Genomic DNA, 23,504 nt, shown 5'->3' with positions numbered 1-23,504 from the left:
GAGATCCATCATGACCGAGCCCGCCGCAGGCGTCATCGACGCTACTGTTCTCGACTCTTCCGAAACCGAGGAACGATCCGAACCGGCGTGGGGCGCGGTGGTGTCGCTGGCGCTCGGCGTGTTCGGCCTGGTGACCGCCGAATTCCTGCCCGCCAGCCTGCTGACGCGGCTGGCGCAGGATCTCGGCATCACCGAGGGCGCGGCCGGGCAGGCGGTGACGGCGACGGCCGTCGTCGGGGCGATCGCGGCGCCGACTATGGCCATCGTCACCAAGCGGCTCGACCGCAGGCTGGTCATGTGGGGGCTGACGGTGCTGCTGATCGTCTCGAACCTGCTCGCCGCCTTCGCGTCGTCGCTTCCCGTGCTGCTTGCGGCCCGTGTCGTTCTCGGCGTCGCCCTCGGCGGTTTCTGGTCGATGTCGGCGGCGATGGCGATGCGGCTTGTGCCGATGCGGCTGATGCCGCGCGCCATGTCGATCATCCTCACCGGCGTTTCGGTCGCCACCGTCACCGCGGCCCCGGTCGGCGCCTATGTCGGCGATGTCTGGGGCTGGCGGACCGCCTTCATGATCGCGGCGATCGTCGGCGCGCTGGCGCTCTTGGTGCAGATCGCAACGCTTCCAAAACTGCCGCCGGCCGGCGTGGCAAGTTTCGGCACTTTGCTGGAGGTGCTGAAGCGGCCGATGATCAGGGTGGCGCTTCTGGTCGTGCTGCTGGTCGCTTCGGGACACTTTGCCGGCTTCACCTATGTGCGCCCGTATCTGGAGCAAGTTCCCGTCCTGCCGATCGAAACGATCTCGCTCGTGCTTCTGGCCTACGGCATCGGCGGCTTCTTCGGCAATTTCGCCGGCGGCTTCATGGCCGAGCGCAGCCTCAAGACAGCGGTCGGTCTGGCACCCCTGCTCATCGCCTTGTCGGCCCTGGTGTTGCTCACGCTCGGCGCCTCGCCGGTGACGGCGGCGATCGCGGTCGCCGCCTGGGGCTTTGCCTTCGGCGCGGTACCGGTCGGCTTGCAGACCTGGCTGGTGCGCGCAGCGCCCGACCAGGCCGAGAGCGCCGGCGGGCTGATGGTGGCGACGTTCCAGGTGGCGATCGCGCTGGGCGCGGTGTTTGGCGGATTGCTGGTCGATCACGCCGGCGTCGCCAGCGCCTTTGCCTATTGCGGAACGGCGACGCTGCTGGCGGCCCTGGTGGCCTTCCTGCTCGGCCCGAAGAGCGCAAGCTAGGTCAACTGTCGACGCCTTCCACCATCGATCGGCCCGATACCCGGCTACGGGTTTCGGGCTGAAATCGCCGCTACGAAACGCTTCAGGCTGTGTTCGACATAGGCGGTCAGCTCCATGTCGGGATCAAAACTCCACCACAGCAGCGAGCCCTGCCAGTGCGACGCCATCAGCAGGCCGATATCCCCGGGTGTGTCGGGCACATCGGCGAAGCAGCCGGCGAGCGCCTTGCTGAGCACCGCCTTCCAGGCGGCGCCGCGCGCCCGCAGCACGGGATCGCGCAGATCCTCGCGCAGGACGAGCAGACCTTCGGCATAGGATTCGATATCGCCGTAGCCCTTGGACAAGGCGACCAGCAACTGAATGGCCCCGGCCGGAGTTTTGGGAGCCGAGCTGGCGAGGTCGTTGGTTTTCCGGTCGAGCCCATCCCAGGCGTAAAGCAAAGTGCGTTGCTTCAGCTGTGCCTTGCTCTTGAAGCGCTGCACCAGCGTCGCCCCCGAAAGACCGCATGCCCGTGCCAGCCGCTCGAAGGTCAGCGCTTCCGGGCCATCGGCATGGATCAGCCGGTACGCGGCCTCCAGCACCTGCTCGTCGGGTTGGGTTTTTGGCCGGGTCATCTTGACATCCATACATAAACGAATGATCATTTATAAATGATTGGCCAAGCGAAAGCCAGTCCGGTTTGTTTCGATGAGTCGTTTTTTGGGAGGGTTTCATGACGCTTGAAGGAAAAGTCGCGCTTGTCGCCGGCGCAACGCGCGGCGCGGGCCGTGGCATAGCGGTCGAACTGGGTGCGGCTGGCGCCACCGTCTATGTGACCGGCAGGTCGACGTGCGGCAATCCATCCGAATATGCCCGTCCTGAAACCATCGAGGAGACTGCGGAACTGGTAACGGCGCAAGGCGGTAAGGGCATTGCCGGCCAGATCGATCACCTGATCGCCGACGATGTGCGCAAGCTGGTCGAGCGCATCCGCGCCGAACAGGGCCGCCTCGACATCCTGGTCAATGACCTGTGGGGCGGCGAAAAACTGTTCGAATGGAACAAGCCGGTCTGGGAGCACAATCTCGACAACGGCTTGCGCCTGCTGCGCCTGGCGATCGACACGCATCTGATCACGGCGCACCATGCGCTGCCGCTGCTGATCGAGCGGCCGGGCGGACTGCATGTCGAAGTCACCGACGGCACCGCCGAATACAATGCCGACCACTACCGGCTCTCGCCGTTCTATGATCTCGCCAAGGTCGCGGCGACGCGCATGGCATGGGCGCACGCCAAGGATCTCGCGCCGCATGGTGCTACTTCGGTTTGCCTGACGCCGGGCTGGCTGCGGTCCGAAATGATGCTGGAGGCGTTCGGCGTCACCGAAGAGAACTGGCGCGACGCGACCGCGAAGGTGCCGCACTTCATCATCTCGGAGACGCCGCGCTTCATTGGCCGCGCGATAGCGGCACTGGCGGCGGACCCGGAGCGCTCACGCTGGAACGGACTGTCGCTGTCCAGCGGCGGGTTGGCGCAGGTCTATGGCTTCACCGATCTCGACGGCTCACGCCCGGATGCCTGGCGCTATGTTCCGGAAGTTCAGGACGCCGGCAAGCCGGCCGACGCGACGGGATACCGGTAGAGCGGTTCAGTTTTATGCCATTCCGGACGGGACCGCTCTGTACTTTTCACGACGTCCAGCTACGCCGACCGGCCGTCGAAATCGAAGATCTCCACCGCGGCCTGATCCTGATCGTCGAGGCAGTTGATGTTGATGTAGGCGCTGCGTTCGCTCCCTTCGCTGACGTCCTCGGCAAAAGGGTGGATGCCGCAGGTCCGGCAAAAGCGATGGGCGATTGCCTTGCTGCCGAATGTGTAGCGGCCGAGATCGTCGCCCCAGGCGAGCATCCGCAATTTCTGGTGTGGCACGGCCCACAACAGCGCGCCCTTGCGCGAGCAGATCGAGCAGTTGCAGCGCACGGCACCGCCAAGCTCGCCCTCCACCTCGAACGCCACCTTGCCGCAATGGCAGCTGCCTTTGTGGAGCATCATGTCTTCCTCTCTCGTCGCTTCGGCAGGTGCAAACGCAGGCTTGCCGGGTTATCCCTTCGCGTAGGCCACAAGCTGGCCGCTGCCTTAAAGACGTTGCAGCCTTCCGGAGTCCGACACCGACAATGCCATCAGCGCGCGATCGCCTTGAAGTTATCCTGTCGCGTCTCGCCGCCCGCGCCGGCGACGAGCGCGTATTCACAAGACTCTACCAGGAAGCGGCGCGCGCGGCTGCGGATGCGGCGGATGCCCGCGGGAAGGCGGGCGTGAGCCTCGGGCCGCTCGACGGCACGATCGTTTCGATCAAGGATCTGTTCGACGTTGCCGGCGAGCCGACCACGGCAGGCTCGCTCATGCTGGCCAATGCAGCGCCTGCGGGGCGGGACGCGGTGATCGTGCGGCGGCTGCGGCAAGCAGGCGCCGTCATCCTCGGCAAGACCAACATGACCGAATTCGCCTTTACCGTGATCGGCGACAATCTGCACTACGGCATGCCGGGCAACGCCGCCGACCCCAGCCTGATCCCGGGCGGCTCGTCGTCCGGCGCCGGCGTTGCGGTGGGGGAAGGCACGAGCGAGGTCTCGATCGGCTCCGATACCGGCGGCTCGGTGCGCATTCCGGCCTCGCTCAATGGCGTCGTCGGGTTCAAACCGACGGCGCGGCGCGTGCCGCGCGACGGCGCGTTTCCGTTGTCGGCGACGCTGGATTCGATCGGACCGCTCGCCCGCAGCGTCGCCCAATGCGCCGCTGCCGACGCGGTGATGGCCGGTGAGGAACCTGCCTTGCTGGTTCCGGCCTCGCTTGCCGGCCTGCGCGTCGGCATTCCGCGCGGCGTGCTGTTCGACGAGACGGAAGGTGAGGTGGCGACAGCGTTCGATGAGTGCCTTCGCAAGGTCGAGCTGGCCGGCGCACGGGTAGCGGACCTGTCGATCGACGATTTGCTGGCAGACATGCGCGCGGCGACCAGACGTGGCACGATCGCTGCCATGGAAGGGGCGGAAGTCCATGCCGACTGGCTGGCGACGGGCGCATCGGTCCCAGTCGACCCACATGTCAGCGGGCCCTTGTCGCGCGCACTCGCCGTTCCCGCGTCCGCCTATATCAGGACTGTCCGCCGCCGCACCGCGCTCGCTGCGGCCATGGAGGAGCGGCTGGTGACTATCGATGTGCTCGCCTTGCCGACGACGCCTATCGTTGCACCGTCGATCGCCGCCATGGCCGGCGACGAAGCGCTGCGCGACAGGACGGAAGGGCTGCTGCTGCGCAACACGCAGGTCGCCAATCAATTCGACCTCTGTGCGATCTCACTGCCGATGCCGGGCGCGATGCGACCGGCCGGGCTGATGCTGGTGGCGCGCAACGGCTATGACCATCATCTTTTCCGGATCGCAGCGGCCATAGATGCGCTGCTTGGCCATTGACGGGTTGGCCGGTGACGGAAGTAGCGAGGGTCAGCGGGTCGAACAGTGGCCGCGTTCGCTTGCTTTGGAGGCACGCTCGATGCCGGTCGCGACCAGCCAGGGCAAAGTGTATTGCTGGCCGCGATGGGTCTCGGTCCGGTTCTCGATGGAGCCGGTAACGACGAGTTTGCCGGCATAAAGCCTGTCCGAGACATCGAGCGCCTTGTCTTCCTGCGGCAACCCGTTGATGTCGATCGACACGCCCTTGATGACTTTGCCGGTGGCAAGGTCGAGCGCGCTGTTCGAGGGGCAGGGCGCCACCACGCAGCGCAGGCCGTTGTCGCAGAACACGTAGCTGTGCTGCCCGTCGGCCAGGGCTTGCGTCGTCAACGCGCCGACGCTGGTGATCACGGCAAGGAGTCGGATGGCTGCCCTGGACATGACGGGCACCGTCGCCGCCGAATTCGAGAAAATTGAGGCACCCTTGGTGCGACCATTTCCGCGCCCCAATGGCTCATCGCTTACGCGTCGACCGGAAACCGCCGCCGGTATTGCTGAACCACTTCCGGGTTGCGCAAATTGACCGGCAATTTGTTGGCCAGCACCAGCAGCGCCTCGCCGGCGGCGCCCACCCCCATACGCATCATCGATTCCTCGGTGATGCCGGCCATGTGCGGGGTGATGATGACATTGTCGAAGCCGAAATAGGGATGGTTCGGCGGCAGCGGCTGGGTCGAGAAGACGTCGAGGGCCGCGCCGCCGATGCGTCCCTTCTGCAAGGCCTCGATCAGCGCGTCATCGTCGACCACCGGCCCGCGCGAGACGTTGATCAGCAGTGCGTGTGGCTTCATGCGGGCGATGCGCTCGCGGCTGATCAGGCCGCGCGTCTCCTCCGTCAGCGGGCAGCACAGAACGATGATGTCACTCTGCTCGACCAGCGCGTCGATCGACAGGAAACCGACCCTGTCGGGCGCCGGCCGCATGCTGCGCGTCGTCGCCACGACGTTGAGGTCGAAGCCGTGCGCGGCGATGTGGCCGACCGCCTGCCCGACCGCGCCGAGGCCGACAATGCCGATCGTCTTGCCGGCGAGTTCGCTGTTGGCGTTGGCGTGCTCGCGGCCGGCGAGCCAGCCCTTTGCGCGCAGATCGCAGTCAACCATGCGAAAGCGTCGAAGCAGGGCCAGCGTCACGAACATCACATGTTCGGCGACCGAGCGCGCATTGACCGCAGGCACGTTCGCCACCAGCACGCCGGCGGCGGTGGCCGCCTCCATCGGGATCATGTCGAGGCCGGCGCCATGGCGGATCGCGGCCCGCAGCTTCGCAGCATCTTCGAAAAGAGCCGGCGGCAGAGGCGCGCGGACAATGACGATGTCGGCGTCCTTGGCTTCTGCGGCGAGCGTCCTGGCATCGAGGGCGGAGGCGACGACGAGCCTGCCGGCCCCGACCAGCATGGCCGTGGCGCGCGGGTGCAGCGGATGCGTCGACAGGATCTTGGGCATATTCTGCGTCAGGCCTTTTCGAGCACCGGGCTCGGAGGCTCGGCCGCCTTGCCGCCGATCAGGCCTTTCCAATAGCTCTCCGCGCCCTGCAGGTGGGCGCTCATCAGCGCCTGAGCGAGATTGCCGTCGCGGCGCAGCAGCGCCTCGTAGATCTGGATGTGCTCGGCATGCGAGCGCACGCTGCGTTCGGGATCGTTGAAATAGATCGGCAGGCGCAGCTCCCCCATCAGATAGTAGACGCTGCAGATGTTGTGGAAGACGCTGTTCTTGGTGGCGCGCACGATCTCGAGGTGGAATTCGCGGTCTTCCTTGGCGAGGCCCTCGCCGGCCGCGATGCGTTCCTCCGAAGCCTTCAGGATCTCGCGCAGCCGTTCGAAATTCTCCTCCGTGGCGCGCGAACAGGCGAGCTCGGCCGCCTTGATCTCGTGGATCTTGCGCAATTCGACCGTTTCGTAGATCTGCACCGGATCGAGCGGCAGGCCGGCGCGCGCAAACAGCGCCATGGCCTCGACGCTCGCTTGCTTGGTGTCGATGTAGATACCGGATTTGGCGCGGCGCTCGACGATGCGCATGGCTTCGAGGATAGCCAGCGCCTCGCGGATTTGGCCGCGGCTGACGCCGAAATGCTCCGCCAGTTCACGCTCCGACGGGGTGCGGCCTGTCTCCTTGTCCGAGTTGGAGAATAGATAGGCGGCGAGTTCGGCGAGAAGGTTCTTTTCTTTCATCGTCAGCAGCGTTGCGCGTGCGCCTCCAGGAATCGTTCCGAAAGGGTGAATCCCAAACCAGGCTTTTCAGGGATCGCTATCATACCGTCCTTTGCTTCGACAGTCTCTTCGATAAGATCATGGATCATCGGGTTGGCGCCGAGCGAATATTCGACGGTGAAGCTCGCCGGCGAAGCAGCGCAGACATGCAGCCCGGCAAAGAAGCAGGGCGCGCCCGCCCACAGATGCGGCGCAAAACGCAGGTTGAAGGCGCTGGCGATGGTGCCGATCTTCATCGCCTCGCTGATGCCGCCGCAAAAGGCCGGATCCGGCTGGAAGATGTCGGCGGATTTCAACACCGCGAGATCGCGAAAGGCATAGCGCGTCGCCTCGCTTTCGCCGGTGGCGATCGGGATGGAGCCGCTGGCGCGCACCTCCGCCATGCCGGGCTTGTCGTCGGCAATGACCGGCTCTTCGAACCAGGCGAGGTCGAGATCGGCGGCGAGATGCATGAAGCGCTTGGCCTCGGCGACCGTATAGGTGCCATGCGCGTCGACCATTAGCTCGACATCGGGGCCGAGCGCCTGCCTGGCGGCGCGGACGCGGGCGGCGGAAATATGCGGGGCGCCGTCCATGGCGCCGATGCGCATCTTCAGCGCCTTGAAGCCGCCCTTGGCGATGTAGGATTTGAGCTGGTCGCCGATGGCGTCGGCGGCAGCCCAGCCGCCGGACGCATAGGCCTGCATGCGCTCGACCTTGCGGCCGCCGAGCAGCCGCCAGACCGGCTGGCCCAGCGACTTGCCGAGAATGTCCCAGAGCGCGATGTCGACGGCGCTGATCGCGGCGACACTCAAGCCGCGCCGCGCCAGTTGCGGCATGGCATGGCCGCCGTGGGCCGCGGTCTCGTGGCGCACGCCGTTATAGAGCATCTCCCAGATGACGCCGATGTCGGCCGGGTCGCGGCCGATCAGCTGCGGGGCGACCTCGTGGTTCAGCATGTGGACGAGGGCGCCGTAGCTGCCGGCGCTGCCGGCGGCGTTCTTGCCTTCGCCCCAGCCGACCAGGCCGTCATCGGTCTCGATGCGCAGGATGGCGGCATCGAACGTCGTCACCTGACCGAAGTCGCTGCGATGCTGCCGCGCGACTTCGATCGGTATGCGAACCCACCATGCCTGGATCGTCTTGATGCGCATGTTCTTCCCCGGCCCCGCCGCCGGCCGGGCGGAAGGGCTCATTCCCAGTCGGAGCGGCTACTTGATCAGCGGCAGCAGGGTTTCGGCGGTGATGCGCATCTGGTCGGTGTAGAATTTCTCCGTCAGCACGCTGGAGCCGTGGTCTTGGATGAACTTCAGCTGTTCGGGGGAAATGTCGACCGGGTGGCGCTCGACCATTTCGGGATAGGGCGCCGCCGGCGTGCGGTCGACGGGCGCGACGAACTCGTTGGTCAGCGCGCCGTCATAGCCGACTTCCTTCAGCGTGCGCACGATCTTCGGCCAGTCGATCTGGCCGAGGCCAGCAGCGAAGCGGTTGTTGTCGGCGACGTGGAAGTCGAACAGGCGTTTGCCGACCTGGCGGATGGCGTCATAGACGTTAAATTCTTCCATGTGGATGTGGTAGGCGTCGAGGCAGACGCCGCATTCAGGGCTGACCGCGTCGGCCAAGGCGAGGGCCTGGGCGCCGCGGTTGAACAGATAGGTTTCGAAGCGGTTGAGCGGCTCGACCGCGATCTTGACGCCGACCTTCTTGGCATGGGTGAAGCATTCCCTGGTGGCGTCGACCACCCATCCCCACTCCTCCTCCTCGGTGCCGTCAGGCACCACCTTGCCGACGGTGGCGGGAACCAGCGTGATGATCTCGCCATCGAGTTCGCTGATCATGGTCAGCACGTCCTTGACATACTGAACCGAGCGCTCGCGCTGGCCCTGGTCCTTGGCGGCAAGGTTGCGCTCCCCCAGCATCAGCGTCACCGCGCCCCAGCAGCGAATGCCGTGTTCCTTCAAGAGCGCGCGCGTTTCCTTGGTCTTGTATTGCTCCGGTTCGCCGGAAATCTCGATCGACTCGTAGCCGAATTTCTTGATGCGCTTCAGCGTCGTTTCCAACGGCTCCGCCCGCATCCAGTTGTGCGTCGAAAGATGCATGGTCTATCCTTCCCAGAATTCGCCTGCCACGTTTCCCGCGGCGCCCTCCAGCGAGGCCCGCCGCATGATTCCTCCCCAGGGGCGTTCCAGTGTTTTTCGACGAACTGGTTCGACCAATTGGGCCTGAAGGCAGGTCTACAGCAAATTCCCATGAACGGCAAGAAGTCGCGAGGGGCAACTCATCGCGCTGGCTACTCTATTGATTAAATTAATGTATTTTCACAGTTTGTGATTGCAATTGATCCTGCTGGAGCGCGTTCCACCGCTTGACCGATCGGCCGTATTTGGTAATACCAGAATGGCGACACAAACAAGTGTCTGCGGGAAAACATCAAACGGGCTAGCCCTGCTTCCAATCGGCGCTATGCTTGGTCGTGACATGAGAGAGGGAGGATGCCGATGCCATCGACGATGAAGGGTCCCGGTCTGTTTCTGGCGCAGTTCGCGGGCGATGTCGCGCCGTTCAATTCACTTCCCTCGATCACCAAATGGGCTGCCGGCCTCGGCTACAAGGGTGTGCAGATTCCGACTTGGGATTCGAGGCTGTTCGACCTCGAGAAAGCAGCCTCCTCCAAGACCTATTGCGACGAGGTGAAAGGCATCTGCGCGGATGCCGGCGTCGAGATCACCGAACTGTCGACGCATCTGCAGGGGCAACTGGTGGCGGTGCATCCGGCCTATGACGCGCAGTTCGACGGCTTCGCGCCAGCCGCGGTGCACAACAATCCGAAAGCCAGGCAGAAATGGGCCGTCGAGCAGATGAAGTTCGGCGCCAAGGCGTCAAAGAATCTGGGCCTGAAGGCCTCGGTCTCCTTCTCCGGGGCGTTGGCTTTCCCTTACCTCTATCCATGGCCGCAGCGGCCTGCAGGCCTGATCGAGGAAGCGTTCGCCGAACTTGGCAGGCGCTGGAAGCCGATCCTCGACGTCTATGACGAGAACGGCGTCGACATCGGCTACGAGATCCATCCGGGCGAGGACGTGTTCGACGGCGCCACTTTCGAAATGTTCCTCGATGCGGTGGGCGGCCACAAGCGCTGCAACATCAATTACGACCCGTCGCATTTCCTGCTGCAGCAGCTCGACTATCTCGAATTCATCGACATCTATCACGAGCGGATCAAGGCGTTCCACGCCAAGGATGCCGAGTTCAATCCGACGGGACGGCAGGGCGTCTATTCCGGTTACCAAAGCTGGACCAACCGGGCCGGGCGGTTCCGTTCGCTCGGCGACGGTCAGGTGGATTTCGGCGGCATCTTCTCCAAGCTCACCCAGTACGGCTACGATTCCTGGGCGGTGCTGGAATGGGAATGCTGCCTCAAGCATCCGGAGGATGGCGCTGCCGAAGGTGCGCCGTTCATCCAGCATCACATCATAAGGGTGACGGAAAAGGCGTTCGACGATTTCGCCGGCGGCGCCACCGACAAGAAGGCGCTGCGCGCCATGATGGGAATCTAGCGCGGTTTCCCTTCCCCTCGAGGGGAGGTAAGCAACAACGAGGGAGACAAAAATGGTCGGCGCATCGAAGTCGGAAACAGGAGGCGGTCCGATCCGCTACGGCATGGTCGGCGGCGGGCAAGGCGCTTTCATCGGCGCGGTGCACCGGATCGCGGCGCGCTTGGACAATGACTTCGTGCTGGTCGCCGGCGCGCTGTCGGCGAATCCCGAGCGCGCCAAGGCTTCCGCCGCCGAGCTCGGGCTCGATCCGGCGCGCAGCTATGGCTCCTACGCCGAGATGGCCAAGGCCGAGGCCAAGCGGCCGGATGGCATCGAAGCGGTGGCCATCGTCACGCCCAACAACGTGCACGTGCCGGCGGCCAAGGCCTTTCTTGAGGCCGGTATCCACGTCATCTGCGACAAGCCGCTGGCAACGACATTGGCAGAGGCAAAGAAGCTGGCTGCCGTGGTCGAAAAGACCGGCAAGGTCTTTGTGCTGACGCACAATTACACCGCCTATCCGATGATCCGTCAGGCGCGCGAGATGGTGGCCAAGGGGCAGCTCGGCGACATCCGCATCGTGCAGTCGGAATATCCGCAGGACTGGCTGACCGAAGACCTTGCCGCCATCGGACAGAAACAGGCGGCGTGGCGCTCCGACCCCAAGCAGGCGGGCGCGGGTGGCGCACTCGGCGACATCGGCACCCATGCCTACAATCTGGCACGCTTCGTCTCCGGGCTGGAACTGGATGCGCTGTCGGCCGATCTCGACGCCTTCGTGCCGGGCCGCCAGCTCGACGACAATGTCAACGTCATGCTGCGCTTCAGGCCGGTCGGCAAGGCGCATCCGGCCAAGGGGATGATCTGGGCGAGCCAGGTGGCGCCCGGCCACGAGAACGGGCTGAAGCTGCGCATCTACGGCTCGAAGGGCGGGCTGGAATGGGTGCAGGTCGACCCGAACTATCTTTGGTACACTCCGTTCGGCCAGCCGAAGCAGCTGCTCACCCGCAATGGCGCCGGCGCGCTGCCGGTCGCGGGTCGCGTCAGCCGCGTGCCGTCGGGCCACCCCGAGGGCTATCTCGAAGGCTTCGCCAACATCTACCAGGAGGCCGCCCGCGCCATCCGTGCGGCGCGCAAGAAAGGCGGCAAGCCGGCTAAGGATGTCGTCTTCCCGACCATCGAGGACGGCGTCGAAGGCATGGCCTTCATCGAGGCCTGCGTGAAGTCGTCGAAGAAGAACGGAGCATGGACCAAACTGTGAAAGGCGGAGCTGTGAGAACGGACTGCTAAATGTCTTCGCCACCTGAAACCGACCGACAGTACGCATACTTTCGCGCAATCGGCGAGGATAATCCTGCGGAAGTCACAAGCCTGCTTGGGGTAGAGCCTAACGAATGCTGGCGGACTGGTGACGTTTTCGAACGGCGCGGACACACGTTTCGCCGCAAATCATCCTCGTGGAGACTCGACAGCGGATTGGAAGACACTGAAGCTCTTGATCGTCACGTCGAAGCTCTGCTGACAAAGCTGACCCCGCGCAAAGACGAACTTCTAAGGGTGCGGGTGAAGTTCAAAACGCAAATTGTTTGCGTGAGCTATTCCTATCAAAGCTTCAGTTGGGAGCTCGACTTCGATGTTCAACGGAGTGCCACAGCGCTCGGGATTGGTTTTTGGATTGATGCTTATAGTTTCGGCGATCACCACGAAGAAATGGTTGCGTTGAGAGAGCAGTTGAAGGCGCGTGCAAAGGGTCCGGCTAGGTAACGCGAGTCACTTCCTCGCGGCCCGTCCTGCCATGGGAGACGAATGGGGAGGGGTGTCGATGAAAATCGGCATGTGCATGTTTTTGTGGACGACCAGCGTCTCGAAGAAACACGAGAAGCTGCTGCGCGACATCAAGGCGACCGGCTTTGATGGCGTCGAGATCCCGGTGTTTTCCGGCACGCCTGACGACCACAAAAGGCTCGGCGACCTGCTCGACCGCATCGGGCTGGAGCGCACCGCCGTCTCGGCGATGGGCGATCCCTCGACGAACCTGATCTCGCCTGATGCCGCGACGCGCAAGGCCGGGATCGACTACATGAAATGGGCGATCGACTGCAGTGAGGCGCTTGGCGCCGACAGGCTGAGCGGTCCGCTGCATTCGACGCTGGGCGCGTTCTCAGGCAGCGGGCCGACGGCGGCCGAGAAGAAGCGTTCGGTCGCCTCGCAGCGCGCCATCGGCGACCATGCCGGCAAGAGGGGCGTCACCATCGGGCTCGAGGCGCTCAACCGTTTCGAATGCTATCTGCTGAACACGATGGACGATTTGTGCGAGCATATCGACTCGATTGACCGGCCACACATCAAGGCGATGTACGACACATTCCACGCCAATATCGAGGAGGCCGACCCGATCGGCGCCTATACGCGCAACCGGAAAAATATCGTCCACATCCATGTCTCAGAGAACGACCGCGGCGTGCCGGGGCGCGGCAACATTCCGTGGGCCGAGACGTTTTCCGCCATCCGCAACAGTGGCTATGACGACTGGCTGACCATCGAGGCGTTTGGGCGTTCGCTCAAGGATTTGGCGGCGGCGACCAAGGTGTGGCGCGATTTTTCCGAGAGCCCGGAGGCCGTCTACCGCGATGGCTACAGGCATATCAAGAATGGGTGGAAGAAGGCTGGTGCCGGGGACGCAGCGAAGCCTTTTCCCTCTCAGGCGATCTGAGCCGCGGGCAGCGGGCGGGTGGGCGTGCGCTGGGGCCGCTCGTCGTTGCCGTTTCCGACGGTCCCCATAAGTTTGCGGCGGAGATAGTTGGAGATGTTGTCGAAGATAAAAACGACAAGCAGGATCAACAGAACCATGTAGAAAACATTGGCCCAGTTGGTGTTGGTGCGCATGGCCTCCCACAGTTTCAGACCAATGCCGCCGGCGCCGACAGCGCCGATGATTGTCGCCGAGCGCGTGTTCGATTCCCAGAAATAGAGGGATTGGCTAAGGAACACCGGCAGAACCTGATGCAGCACGCCATAGCGTTGCACCATCGCCGGCGTTGCGCCCACCGAGCGGATGCCCTCGCGCTGCTTGTCGTCGATGTTTTCCAGCGCCTCGGAATAGAGTTTGCCCAGGGTTCCGGTGTCGGTGAAGAAGATCGCCGACATGCCGGCCAGTGGTCCCGGGCCGAAGCCGCGGGTGAAGAACAGCGCCCAGATCAGCATGTCGACAGACCGCAGGAAATCGAAGAAGCGTTTTGTCGCCTGGTTGGCCATCCAACTCGGGGTGATGTTGCGCGCAGCCAGGAAAGCGAGCGGAAAGGCGACGATCGAGGCCAACACCGTGCCGACAAAAGCCATGACGATGGTTTGCAGAAGCTTCAGCCACACGTCGCCGTGCTGCCACTCGGCATTGTAGAGGATGTTATCCCAGGCAAGCGCCGCGTTTGATCGCGACGCGTCGATGCGTTCCCCGGAAACGATCAGTGAAGCGACCTCGCCGAATGATTTTCCCCAGAATGGGGAATTCGTGTCAAACACAAAATTGGCCCAACCGAAAAACCGCCTCCAGGCGATCACCTCGTCGTTCTGCACTTCGGCGCGGCCCAAAAACCCGAACGAAACATAGGCTGTCGACCCTGGTTTGCGTTGCTCTATCCAGTAGGGCAGCGGTGTGCGCGGCGTGACTGATCTGTCCTTGGCAATGTCAAAGATGACGCTTTCGGCACCGCGCGTCACAGTGACAAGATTTGGCGTAATGGCAATCTGGCCGCTTCCAAGGACGACGGTCGCCGCCACGACGGCCTTTTCGCGAACCGTTTTGGGCGCAGCCGGAACCGATTTGTCTGGCGAGGGGGCAGGGTTCTCGGCGGTTGGCGCGCCAGGCGCCATGAAAGAGCCCTGCGATGACTTGTCAGTGGCCATCGCCGGTGCTGGTGCAGCGTCACCCCGGCGCTCGATCGCAGCAATCTGTTTGATCACCCAGTCGGGATTTGGATTGGATCCCAGTTTGGAGAAACGGGAGTAGTCGATGGTCAGATAATCGTCCTTGAACTCGATGTCCGGGCGGATTTCGTAAGACACCCAGTCGGCGAGATAGGCGCCGGCCAGGTTCCAGTTCGCCTTTTCGAGAACGATGCCTATCGAAAAGAACCACCAGCAGTAAAAAGTATAGAGAATGCACAAAAGGACGCCGAACGGGGCGGCATAGCGCTTCCATAAGGGGCGTCGGAACGCTTCCGGATGGCGAGCGGCGATGTCGTTGATGGCGTCGGCGTTCATTGCGTTACTCTCCGCGCCCGTATGCGAACGCCTGCCTGCCGACAAGACGTTGTCTCAGCCATGCCGAAAACTGGTCGACGGCGACAATCGTGCAGAACAGCAGAAAGACGATGGCAATGGTCTTGGCCTCATGGCCCCGGCTGATCGAAAGACGCAGGGATTCGCCGATGCCGCCGGCGCCGACGGCGCCGAGAATGGTCGAAGCGCGCACATTGATCTCGAAGCGGAGCAGGAAATAGCTCATGAAGTTGGGCAGAACCTGAGGCACGATGCCGAACCACACCCGTTCGACCCAATTGGCGCCAACGGCCCGCAGGCCTTCGTCAGGCTTCATGTCGGCATTCTCGACCACTTCGAAGAACATTTTTCCGAGCGCGCCGACGGTGTGGATGCTGACCGCGAGGATCGCCGGAATGGGCCCAAGCGAGAAGATCGCCAGAAAAAAACCGGCAATGACGATTTCCGGAAAGGCGCGGACAATTTCGAGGAAGCGGCGCGTGGTGAAACGGAGCCAGCGGCTGGCCGTGATATTGCTGGCAGCCAAGAAGCAGAGCAGGAAACCGAAGGTGGAGCCGACCAGCGTCGAAAACAGGGCAATGTTCAGTGTCTCGATCATCCGGTAGAAATACTCCGGAATGTAGATGCCCTGGGTCAGGTAGACCCGGCCTTCGGGATAGTCGAATTTGAGGCTGCCATCGTCATAGGGCGACGGCAGGTCGAACAGTGCGCGCACCGGGTCAAACCAGTCGCGCGGCTTCAGTTCAACGAAAAAATCGGCGATGTGGGGAAGGCGGTCGAAGAACTTTCCGGCGTTGGTTTCGTTGGCGAACCAGAGCGAGCCCGAGAGCGCAAGCAGCAGGAAAACCAGGCCTCCGATCGTGTAGAGGCGCCGGCGAGCGGCGAGGTCGCGCCAGTGCTGCTCGACCAAGGCTCCTTCCGTGGAGAGCGCAGGCGCGCGGTAAACGTCGATAGCACTCATCGATAGGTCCCAGCCCGTGACGCGGCAACGCCGCCGGCGGCATTTTAGCCCCGGCGGCGTCGTGCCTTGGGCTTACGAGCCGATCTTCGCCTTACGAGCGTCGATGATCGCCTGATAAAATTCCGGAGTGACCGGCGAATAGCCCTTGAAGTCGCCGCCTTGAACCGCCGAGAAACAGGCCGGATCGGTTTGCGGAAGCTTGGTCAGGAAATCGGTGATCTTCTGCTTGGTAGCGTCGTCGAGCGAGGTGCGTATGACCAGCGGGCCGTTCGGGATCAGCGGCGACTGCCACAATTCAACGAGGTCGTCCATCTTGAGGACGCCCTTGTCGACCATCTTGCGCAGATTGCCCGAGCTGTAGCCGTCCTTGAAGTCGCCGACGCCGGAGGCCCAGGTGGTGCCGGCATCAAAGGTGCCCTTCAGAACTTCAAGGACAAGCTGTTCATGGCCGCCGCCGAAACCGGTCGACGCGAAATAGCTCTTCACATCCATACCAATGTCCTTGGGCAGCGACGTGACCGGGATCAGATAGCCAGAAGTCGAATCGGGATCGGCGAAACCGAGCTTCTTGCCCTTCATGTCAGCGAGTGTCTTGATGCCTGAATCCGCACGGGCGACCATAACCGAATGGTAGCCGGTCGAACCGTCGGTCTGGACCGTCGTCAGGATCGGCTGAACCGCGTCCTTGTTTTCGAGATAGACCTTGGCGTAGGCGGAAGCTCCGAGCTCGGCATAGTCAAGTGTGCCGCCGAGGAGGCCCTGGATGACGCCGTCGTAGTCGGCGGCCGGGAACAGCGAAACCTTCTCGACACCGAGGACTTCCTTGATGTGATCGGCGAAGCACTGGTAGTTGCGCAGACGGTCGGCTTCGTTCTCGCCGCCGAGAATGCCGACGCGGAATTCCTTCAGGTCCTGTGCCTGGACAGCGCCCATCGCCATGGCAATGATGGAAACGGCACCGAAGAGTATCTTCCTAAACATCTCGAGTCTCTCCTGTTGAGTCCGGCATCGCGCCGGCTGCGTTCGAATTTTGACGGTGCCTGTGACGCGGGCTGGCGATCCAGATCGCTCTTTTGCTTGTCCATGATCTTTCCCGCAAACCGGCGTCCACTTTGCGGGATCATGGATCAGTATCCCGGGAATGCGGGCTCGAGCGGTCCAGTGGATGCGGCGATTCTTTGCTTGATGGTGACGCTGGTCGAGGTGATGGCCTCGGAGATTTCGCTACCGTTGCTGTCGGCGCCATAGACCATGCGCACGGCCTCGCGGTTGAGATCCTCGGGTGGGCCGTCGAACACAACCTTGCCGGCGGCCATACCGATGATGCGGTTGCAATAAGTGCGGGCCGTGTCCAGCGTGTGCAAATTGGTGATGACGGTGATGCCCTCGCGCAAATTGATATCCTGCAGCGAATCCATCACCACCTTGGCGTTGAGTGGGTCGAGCGAGGCAATCGGCTCATCGGCAAGAATGATTTTCGGCTGTTGCATCATGGCGCGGGCGATGGCGACGCGCTGCTGCTGTCCGCCGGACAAGGTGCCGGCCGGCTGCAGCGCGGTGCGGGCGATGTCGAGACGCTCGAGTGCTGCTATCGCCTCGGCTCGTTCCTCACGCGAGAAGATACCGAGCAGATTGGCAATGGTAGCACGATGATTCAACCGGCCGAGCAGCACATTGGTCAGCACGTCGAGGCGCGGCACCAGGTTGAACTGCTGGAAGATCATGGCGCAGTCGCGCTGCCAGCGGCGCAGCGGCGAGCCCTGCAGGCGCGAGACTTCGGCGCCGTCAAAAAAAATCGACCCCTGGCTGGGATCGATGAGACGGTTGATCATGCGCAGAAGAGTGGATTTTCCGGCACCGGAGCGACCGATGATACCGACCATCTGGCCCTGTGGGATCGACAGGTCGACGGCGCTGACAGCGGTGTTCTTGCCGAATCGTCGGGAAACGCCGCGGATTTCGAGCGTGGCAGGGGTTGCTGACATGGGGCAGGGCTCCAGTCCAGTCGCGATTGAAGGTCTGTTAACCTTGGCTAGCGCAGCCGCATGAACCTGCGGTGTCGGATTGATGTCAGTTTTGTTACCGCCCACAGGCCTTTGGCGATCCTTTGCTTGTGCATGTCGTTGCCCCAAAACCGCGGTGGCCTTTGGGCGACATGCACGGGATCAACCCAGAACCAGAAGCTCCTCGAAATGGTTCATGTCCTTGAAGCTGCAAAAGGCCGGCTGCCTGAGCACGATCACCGGCGCCTCGCGTTCGAACAGCGACAGGCAGTCTGCGAACAGATCCTGCCATGCGGCTGCGCGGTCGTCGGCAAGCCGGCGGATCTGGTAAGCGAAGGTGATGTGGAAGACGTAAGTTTCGTGGTCGGGATGCCGGTAGCCGAACGGCACCGACAGGGCATCACGCCATGCACTCATGATGGCCCTGTCGTCGTCCGAGGCGCCGGCAACAGTCAGCCCTGTCGGCACGACATCGATGACCTTGACCTTGAATGCGCCCTGGTTTTCGAAGCCCTGCAGCCGCTCCAGGTAAAGACGGGTCATGTCGTCGATGCTGGTGTCTAAAGGCACATCCTGCGGCCAGTAGGGCAGCCGGCGGCGATACTCGATGATGCCCTGGAACAGCGTCATGTGCAGGCTGGAGATCGGCGTGAAGGCCAGACGGTCGGCGTCGAGCAGGGCGCGCATGCGGTTACGCACCTCGATGACCACCGCTTCGGAAGGCGAGCCGCTGACGAGATGGCTGACGACGGTGTTGCCGGGCTCGAACAGAAAATTGCCTGATCTGTCATAGCGCGTGCCGAGATGCACGGGAGGGGTCGGGTTGGTGCCTTCGAAAAAACCGGCGAGCGAGGATCTTGGCTTGTCGAGCATTTGGGGGTCTCCGGGGAAAGACCGTGTCCTGTCCGAGTCCTGTGTCAGGGATGTGAATGGTGAATGGTGAATGGAGAGGCTTCACTGGGCTCGAGCCCAATTGGTCGCCCCTATTCGCCATTCACCATTCACCATTCACCATTCACTAGCCGCCATACTTCTCCAGAAACGCTTCCGCCTCCAGCTCGCGGAAATCGTCGAGCGCAGCGCGCAGGTCGGCATGGTCCCAATCCCACCAGGCAAGCGCTTGGTAGCGCTCGGCGGTGCGGCGGTCGAAACGCTCGCGGATCGGCTTCGCCGGCACGCCGGCGACGATGGTATAGGGCGCGACGTCCTTCGACACCACCGCGCCGGCGCCGACCGCAGCGCCATCACCGACGGTGACGCCGGGCAGGATGGTCGAGCCATGGCCGAGCCAGGTGTCGTGGCCGATTGTGACGCGTTTGGCGCGGCGCTGGGCGAAAAACTCGCTCTCGTGCTCGGCGTCGTCCCAATAGTCCGAAGCGCGATAGGTGAAGTGGTGCAGCGTCGGCCGCCATGTCGGGTGGTTGGTGGCATTGATGCGCACGCTTGCCGCGATGTTGGAGAACTTGCCGATCGTCGCACACCAGACGGCGCAATCCTGCATCATGTAGGAATAGTCACCGAGGATGCTCTCCGAAACCCGGCTGCGGTCGGCGATCTCTGTCCAGCGGCCGAGCGTCGAATTCTCGATCTGCGCCGTCACGTGGACGAGCGGCGCTTCCGACAGTTTCCTGCTCATGCGGCACGCTTCCCGGCAGCGAAGGTGGTGACGTCGATGATGCGATCGGCGACCGCCTTGCGCACGTCGTGGTCGTGGAATATGCCGAGCAAAGCGACGCCGGCCGCTTTCTTTTCCGCGATCAGCGCGATGACCACGTCGCGGTTCCTGGCGTCGAGCGAAGCGGTCGGCTCGTCGAGCAACAGGACCGGGTGATGGGTGATGAAGCCGCGCGCGATGTTGACGCGCTGCTGCTCGCCGCCGGAAAACGTCGCTGGCGGCAGTGCCCAGAGTTTTTCCGGCAGGTTGAGCCGCGCGAGCAGGGCGCGCGCCTTACCGCGCGCGGCCTCCCGGTCCTCGCCGCGCTCGACCAGCGGTTCGGCGACGACATCGAGCGCCGAGACGCGCGGCACGGTGCGCAGGAACTGACTGACATAGCCGATCGTTTGCCGGCGCACGGCAAGCACGGTACGAGGGCTGGCGGTGGCTAGATCGATCAGGCAGTCCGCGTGCTGGACGATGATCTGGCCTTCGTCGACGGCGTAGTTGCCGTAGAGCATCTTCAAAATGGAGCTCTTGCCGGCGCCGGAGGGACCGCCGAGCACGGCGCATTCGCCGGCCCGGATCGAGAAGGAGACGCCAGCGACGACAGGCAATTTGATGCCGTCGCGCAGATGCATGGTGAAGCTTTTTGCAACATCGGAGACAACGAGGGGGGTGGGCATCGTCACACCTGCAAAATGGAAGAAACAAGCAATTGCGTGTAAGGCGCGCGCGGATCGTCAAGCACGCGGTCGGTGAGGCCGCTTTCGACGACGCGGCCGTCCTTCATCACGATCATGCGCTGTGACAGCAGACGCGCCACGGCGAGGTCGTGGGTGACGACGATCGCCGCCAGGCCGAGGTCGGTGACGAGGCCGCGCAACAGGTCGAGCAGGCGCGCCTGCACCGAGACGTCGAGGCCGCCGGTCGGCTCGTCCATGAACACAAGCCGTGGGCCTGTCACCAGGTTGCGCGCGATCTGCAGGCGCTGGCGCATGCCGCCGGAGAAGGCGCGGGGTTCGTCGTCGATGCGGTCCTCGTCGATCTCGACGCGCGAGAGCCAGTCGACTGCCGTGGCGCGGATCTTGCCGTAGTGGCGGTCGCCGATCGCCATCAGCCGCTCACCGACATTGGCGCCGGCCGATACCGTCATGCGCAATCCATCCGCCGGGTTCTGATGGACAAAACCCCAGTCGGTGCGCATCAGGAAGCGGCGCTCGGCCTCGCTCATGCGGTAGAGCTCGCGGAACTGGCCGTCGCGCATGCGGTAGCTGGCGGTGCCGGAGCTTGGCAGCAGCCTAGTCGACAGGCAGTTGAGCAACGTCGTCTTGCCGGAGCCGGACTCGCCGACCACGGCCAGAACCTCGCCCGGCCAGAGGTCGAAGCTGACATTCTCGCAGCCGACGCGCGAACCATAGAATTTGGACAGCGCCGAGACGCGCAGCAGCGGTTCGTCGGTCATTGCGCCGGCTCCACGGTTTCCGCGGCAAGATGGGTTTCCGGGGCAAGATGGCCGCGATGGCCGTCTGCCCGCCGCTTTTCGCAATGGTCGGTGTCGGAGCAGACGAACATGTGGCCGCCATGGTCGTCGAGGATGACCTCGTCGAGATAGACGTTCTCGGCCGCGCACAGCGCGCAGGGCTGGTCGAAGGTCTGCACCTCGAAGGGATGGTCCTCGAAGTCGAGACTGACCACGTCGGTGAAGGGCGGCACCGCGTAGATGCGCTTCTCGCGGCCGGCGCCGAACAATTGCAAAGCCGGCGAACGGTGCATCTTCGGATTGTCGAATTTCGGCGTCGGCGATGGGTCCATCACATAGCGGCCCTCGATCTTGACCGGATAGGCGTAGGTGGTGGCGATGCGGCCGTGCCTGGCGATGTCCTCGTAAAGCTTCACATGCATCAGGCCATATTCCTCCAGCGCGTGCATTTTTCGCGTTTCCGTTTCGCGCGGCTCGAGGAAGCGAAGCGGTTCGGGTATCGGCACCTGATAGACCAGCACCTGACCCGCTTTCAGCGGGTGCTCGGGGATGCGGTGGCGGGTCTGGATGATACTGGCTTTGGCCGTCTCAGTGGTGACGGCGACATTGGCGACCTTCCTGAAGAAGGCGCGGATCGAGACCGCATTGGTGGTGTCGTCTGCGCCCTGGTCGATGACCTTGAGCACGTCATCAGGGCCGATGATCGAGGCGGTGACCTGGACGCCGCCGGTGCCCCAGCCATAGGGCATCGGCATCTCGCGCGAGGCGAACGGCACCTGGTAGCCGGGAATGGCGATGCCCTTGAGGATCGCACGGCGGATCATCCGCTTGGTCTGCTCGTCGAGATAGGCGAAGTTGTAGGTGGCGATGTCGGTCATGGTGATCGCTTCCGCTTTGTGCTACCGAATTGACTTCCAAAACGCGGAAAGAGGGCCAGACTCAGGTGACCCCTACCGGATGGATGCACATCGGAATTCTGTTGCTGGCGTTCGTCGGCGTGGTTGCCTTTTTCCTTCGCCCCAAGAATCTTTCCGGACCAAGAGACGGTTCGAGCAATGACTTCTTCTCCGGTGGGCAGGATGGCAGCAGCGGGTATCCTGGGCATGGCGGTCACTCCCACGATAGCGGCGGACACGGGGGACACGGCGGCGGAGACGGTTGATCTCATGACGCCCTATCCAGTCCCTTGGCGTAGCGCGCCAGCCGCTCAGTGAGCGTGCCGGTGTGCAGCTCGAACATGTGGTTGTCGTCGTCGTAGAAATAGATCGAGCGGCCTTCGCCCTCGACGCGCGGGCGCGGCGGGCGCATGTCGAGGCCAAGCGTTTTGATGCGCTCGGCGTAGCGGTCGAGATCGGCGTCGTCGATCTTGAAGGCGATGTGATTATAGCTTCGCTCGGGCAGCGGCTCGCCTCCCATGATGGCGATCCAGAGATCGCCGATCAGGAAGAATTTTTCGCGTGACAGCGAGAACTGCTCGGTATCGCTGGCATAGACTTCGCGCGCGTCGAAGATGCCGGTCAGGATCGCGCTCATGCGGTCAAGATCGCGGACGATGAAGGTCATATGGGACAGGCCTTCGATCATTCCGCGGCCTCCCGCTTTTCCTCGACCTTCGCAGGGTTTTCGCGGGCCTCGTACTCGGCGCGCATGCGGCGCACGAGATCGAGCTCGGCCTGGAAGTCGACATAGTGCGGCAGCTTCAAATGCTCGACGAAGCCGGTCGCCTGGACATTGTCGGAATGCGAAATGACGAACTCCTCGTCTTGCGCCGCGGCAACGACATCCTCGCCCAATTCGCTTGCACGAAGAGCGCGGTCGCAGAGCGCCATCGCCATCGCCTTGCGCTCGCTCTGGCCGAAGACGAGGCCATAGCCGCGGGTGAATTGCGGCGGCGCCTTGGCCGAACCCTTGAACTGGTTGACCATCTGGCACTCGGTGACGCGGACGCTGCCGAGCGGCACGGCGAAGGGCAGTTCCGGCACGTCCAGTTCCAGTTCGACCTCGCCGATGCGGACCTCGCCGACGAACGGGTGGTTGCGGGCATAGCCGCGCTGGGTGGAATAGCCGAGCGCCAGCAAAAAGCCCTCGTCGCCGCGTGACAGCGCCTGCAGGCGGATGTCGCGCGCCATCGGGAATTCCAGCGGCTCGCGGGTGATGTCGCCGGGGACATGGTCCTGCGGCATGTCGCCATCCGGCTCGATCAGGCCTTCGCGGGCGAGGATCGCCGAAACGCGCGGCATGGCTTGCGCCTCGCTCTCGCGCTGCAGCGGCTCGGCGACGTCGCCGCCGGCGGCAAGCTCGGGATCGAGCAGCCGGTGGGTGTAGTCGAAGGTCGGACCGAGGAGCTGGCCGCCGGGCAGGTCCTTGTAGGTCGCCGACACGCGGCGCTCGACCAGCATCGCGCCGGTGTCGATCGCCTTGGTGTAACCGAAGCGCGGCAGCGTTGTGCGGTAGGCGCGGACCAGGAAGATCGCCTCGATCATGTCGCCGCGCGCCTGGACGATGGCGAGCGCGGCCAGTTCGCGGTCGTAGAGCGAGCCTTCGCTCATCACCCGGTCGACGCCGAGCGCCAGCTGCTCGACGATCTGGTCGAGGCGAAGTGCCGGCACCGAACGGTCGCCGCGCCGGCGATCGGCGAGCAGTCGGTGGGCGTTTGCAATGGCTGCTTCGCCGCCTTTTACCGCAACGTACATC

Annotated in this window: 25 protein-coding genes; 7 read left to right on the top strand and 18 right to left on the bottom strand. The window is 63.5% G+C overall.

The features are described from left to right. Positions 1-10 precede the first annotated feature (10 nt). Positions 11-1,225, top strand: a complete 1,215-nt coding sequence (locus tag ACFX5Q_RS12690; RefSeq protein ID WP_404278232.1) for an MFS transporter — start codon at positions 11-13, stop codon at positions 1,223-1,225. 44 nt (positions 1,226-1,269) lie between these two features. Here ACFX5Q_RS12690 and ACFX5Q_RS12685 read toward each other — a convergent pair whose 3' ends face one another. Beyond that, positions 1,270-1,839 (bottom strand): TetR/AcrR family transcriptional regulator, encoded by a 570-nt coding sequence (locus ACFX5Q_RS12685; RefSeq protein ID WP_404278230.1) that lies wholly within the window; start codon positions 1,837-1,839, stop codon positions 1,270-1,272. Between the two features lie 98 nt (positions 1,840-1,937). Here ACFX5Q_RS12685 and ACFX5Q_RS12680 point away from each other — a divergent pair, with 98 nt between their 5' ends. Next, positions 1,938-2,846, top strand: a complete 909-nt coding sequence (locus ACFX5Q_RS12680) for an SDR family oxidoreductase (protein ID WP_404278228.1) — start codon at positions 1,938-1,940, stop codon at positions 2,844-2,846. Positions 2,847-2,905: 59 nt separating this feature from the next. On the opposite strand, the gene ACFX5Q_RS12675 is transcribed toward ACFX5Q_RS12680, so the two are convergent. After that, a complete protein-coding gene (locus ACFX5Q_RS12675) occupies positions 2,906-3,253 on the bottom strand; it encodes a GFA family protein (protein ID WP_404278327.1) in 348 nt (115 codons plus the stop codon). Between the two features lie 125 nt (positions 3,254-3,378). On the opposite strand from ACFX5Q_RS12675, the gene ACFX5Q_RS12670 reads away from it, so the two are divergent. Beyond that, positions 3,379-4,674: an amidase gene (locus ACFX5Q_RS12670; RefSeq protein WP_404278226.1), complete on the top strand. Its 1,296-nt coding sequence runs from the start codon at positions 3,379-3,381 to the stop codon at positions 4,672-4,674. 30 nt (positions 4,675-4,704) lie between these two features. Here ACFX5Q_RS12670 and ACFX5Q_RS12665 read toward each other — a convergent pair whose 3' ends face one another. The 5 genes from ACFX5Q_RS12665 to ACFX5Q_RS12645 all read right to left on the bottom strand — a co-directional run bounded on the left by ACFX5Q_RS12665 (position 4,705) and on the right by ACFX5Q_RS12645 (position 8,997). Further along, positions 4,705-5,094, bottom strand: a complete 390-nt coding sequence (locus ACFX5Q_RS12665) for a hypothetical protein (RefSeq protein ID WP_404278224.1) — start codon at positions 5,092-5,094, stop codon at positions 4,705-4,707. Positions 5,095-5,174: 80 nt separating this feature from the next. Beyond that, positions 5,175-6,155, bottom strand: coding sequence for a hydroxyacid dehydrogenase (locus ACFX5Q_RS12660; protein WP_404278222.1), 981 nt, complete (start codon positions 6,153-6,155; stop codon positions 5,175-5,177). 8 nt (positions 6,156-6,163) lie between these two features. Next, positions 6,164-6,880, bottom strand: coding sequence for a FadR/GntR family transcriptional regulator (locus tag ACFX5Q_RS12655; RefSeq protein ID WP_404278220.1), 717 nt, complete (start codon positions 6,878-6,880; stop codon positions 6,164-6,166). 2 nt (positions 6,881-6,882) lie between these two features. After that, complete coding sequence (locus tag ACFX5Q_RS12650) at positions 6,883-8,052, bottom strand: mandelate racemase/muconate lactonizing enzyme family protein (protein WP_404278217.1); 1,170 nt, start codon at positions 8,050-8,052, stop codon at positions 6,883-6,885. Between the two features lie 57 nt (positions 8,053-8,109). Next, positions 8,110-8,997, bottom strand: a complete 888-nt coding sequence (locus ACFX5Q_RS12645) for a sugar phosphate isomerase/epimerase (RefSeq protein WP_006200479.1) — start codon at positions 8,995-8,997, stop codon at positions 8,110-8,112. Positions 8,998-9,396: 399 nt separating this feature from the next. Here ACFX5Q_RS12645 and ACFX5Q_RS12640 point away from each other — a divergent pair, with 399 nt between their 5' ends. Genes ACFX5Q_RS12640 through ACFX5Q_RS12625 form a run of 4 tightly spaced genes read left to right on the top strand, consistent with a single transcriptional unit; the run spans position 9,397 to position 13,144 of the window. After that, the gene (locus tag ACFX5Q_RS12640) at positions 9,397-10,452 is read left to right on the top strand and encodes a sugar phosphate isomerase/epimerase family protein (protein ID WP_404278214.1); all 1,056 of its coding nucleotides are present in this window, start codon (positions 9,397-9,399) and stop codon (positions 10,450-10,452) included. Between the two features lie 52 nt (positions 10,453-10,504). Continuing rightward, complete coding sequence (locus ACFX5Q_RS12635) at positions 10,505-11,692, top strand: Gfo/Idh/MocA family protein (protein WP_404278213.1); 1,188 nt, start codon at positions 10,505-10,507, stop codon at positions 11,690-11,692. Positions 11,693-11,721: 29 nt separating this feature from the next. Then, a complete protein-coding gene (locus ACFX5Q_RS12630; RefSeq protein WP_404278211.1) occupies positions 11,722-12,195 on the top strand; it encodes a DUF4279 domain-containing protein in 474 nt (157 codons plus the stop codon). A gap of 58 nt (positions 12,196-12,253) precedes the next feature. After that, positions 12,254-13,144, top strand: coding sequence for a sugar phosphate isomerase/epimerase family protein (locus tag ACFX5Q_RS12625; protein ID WP_404278210.1), 891 nt, complete (start codon positions 12,254-12,256; stop codon positions 13,142-13,144). Here ACFX5Q_RS12625 and phnE (ACFX5Q_RS12620) read toward each other — a convergent pair. From phnE (ACFX5Q_RS12620) to ACFX5Q_RS12570, 11 genes are all read right to left on the bottom strand, one after another. After that, positions 13,132-14,691: a phosphonate ABC transporter, permease protein PhnE gene (gene phnE, locus ACFX5Q_RS12620; RefSeq protein ID WP_404278209.1), complete on the bottom strand. Its 1,560-nt coding sequence runs from the start codon at positions 14,689-14,691 to the stop codon at positions 13,132-13,134. The genes ACFX5Q_RS12625 and phnE (ACFX5Q_RS12620) overlap by 13 nt on opposite strands. 4 nt (positions 14,692-14,695) lie before the next feature. Continuing rightward, a complete protein-coding gene (phnE, locus tag ACFX5Q_RS12615; protein ID WP_404278207.1) occupies positions 14,696-15,670 on the bottom strand; it encodes a phosphonate ABC transporter, permease protein PhnE in 975 nt (324 codons plus the stop codon). Positions 15,671-15,742: 72 nt separating this feature from the next. Beyond that, positions 15,743-16,651: a phosphonate ABC transporter substrate-binding protein gene (gene phnD / locus ACFX5Q_RS12610; protein WP_404278205.1), complete on the bottom strand. Its 909-nt coding sequence runs from the start codon at positions 16,649-16,651 to the stop codon at positions 15,743-15,745. 146 nt (positions 16,652-16,797) lie between these two features. Continuing rightward, positions 16,798-17,655, bottom strand: coding sequence for a phosphonate ABC transporter ATP-binding protein (gene phnC, locus ACFX5Q_RS12605; protein ID WP_404278203.1), 858 nt, complete (start codon positions 17,653-17,655; stop codon positions 16,798-16,800). A gap of 180 nt (positions 17,656-17,835) precedes the next feature. Further along, positions 17,836-18,546, bottom strand: coding sequence for a DUF1868 domain-containing protein (locus ACFX5Q_RS12600; protein ID WP_404278201.1), 711 nt, complete (start codon positions 18,544-18,546; stop codon positions 17,836-17,838). Between the two features lie 145 nt (positions 18,547-18,691). After that, positions 18,692-19,309: a DapH/DapD/GlmU-related protein gene (locus ACFX5Q_RS12595; protein WP_404278199.1), complete on the bottom strand. Its 618-nt coding sequence runs from the start codon at positions 19,307-19,309 to the stop codon at positions 18,692-18,694. Continuing rightward, complete coding sequence (phnL, locus tag ACFX5Q_RS12590) at positions 19,306-20,013, bottom strand: phosphonate C-P lyase system protein PhnL (RefSeq protein WP_404278197.1); 708 nt, start codon at positions 20,011-20,013, stop codon at positions 19,306-19,308. The genes ACFX5Q_RS12595 and phnL overlap by 4 nt, the downstream gene beginning before the upstream one ends. 2 nt (positions 20,014-20,015) lie before the next feature. Beyond that, positions 20,016-20,792 (bottom strand): phosphonate C-P lyase system protein PhnK, encoded by a 777-nt coding sequence (phnK, locus tag ACFX5Q_RS12585; RefSeq protein ID WP_404278195.1) that lies wholly within the window; start codon positions 20,790-20,792, stop codon positions 20,016-20,018. Next, positions 20,789-21,688: an alpha-D-ribose 1-methylphosphonate 5-phosphate C-P-lyase PhnJ gene (locus ACFX5Q_RS12580; RefSeq protein WP_404278193.1), complete on the bottom strand. Its 900-nt coding sequence runs from the start codon at positions 21,686-21,688 to the stop codon at positions 20,789-20,791. The genes phnK and ACFX5Q_RS12580 overlap by 4 nt, the downstream gene beginning before the upstream one ends. Positions 21,689-21,974: 286 nt before the next feature. After that, positions 21,975-22,394, bottom strand: coding sequence for a FosX/FosE/FosI family fosfomycin resistance hydrolase (fosX, locus tag ACFX5Q_RS12575; protein WP_404278191.1), 420 nt, complete (start codon positions 22,392-22,394; stop codon positions 21,975-21,977). Next, positions 22,391-23,503: a carbon-phosphorus lyase complex subunit PhnI gene (locus ACFX5Q_RS12570; RefSeq protein ID WP_404278189.1), complete on the bottom strand. Its 1,113-nt coding sequence runs from the start codon at positions 23,501-23,503 to the stop codon at positions 22,391-22,393. The genes fosX and ACFX5Q_RS12570 overlap by 4 nt, the downstream gene beginning before the upstream one ends. Position 23,504 lies beyond the last annotated feature (1 nt).

Source organism: Mesorhizobium sp. IMUNJ 23033, from assembly GCF_044778005.1.
In the GTDB taxonomy this organism is placed as follows: domain Bacteria; phylum Pseudomonadota; class Alphaproteobacteria; order Rhizobiales; family Rhizobiaceae; genus Mesorhizobium; species Mesorhizobium amorphae_A.
Note: the sequence above shows the minus strand (reverse complement) of the source record. Positions and strands in the feature narration are given on the sequence as shown.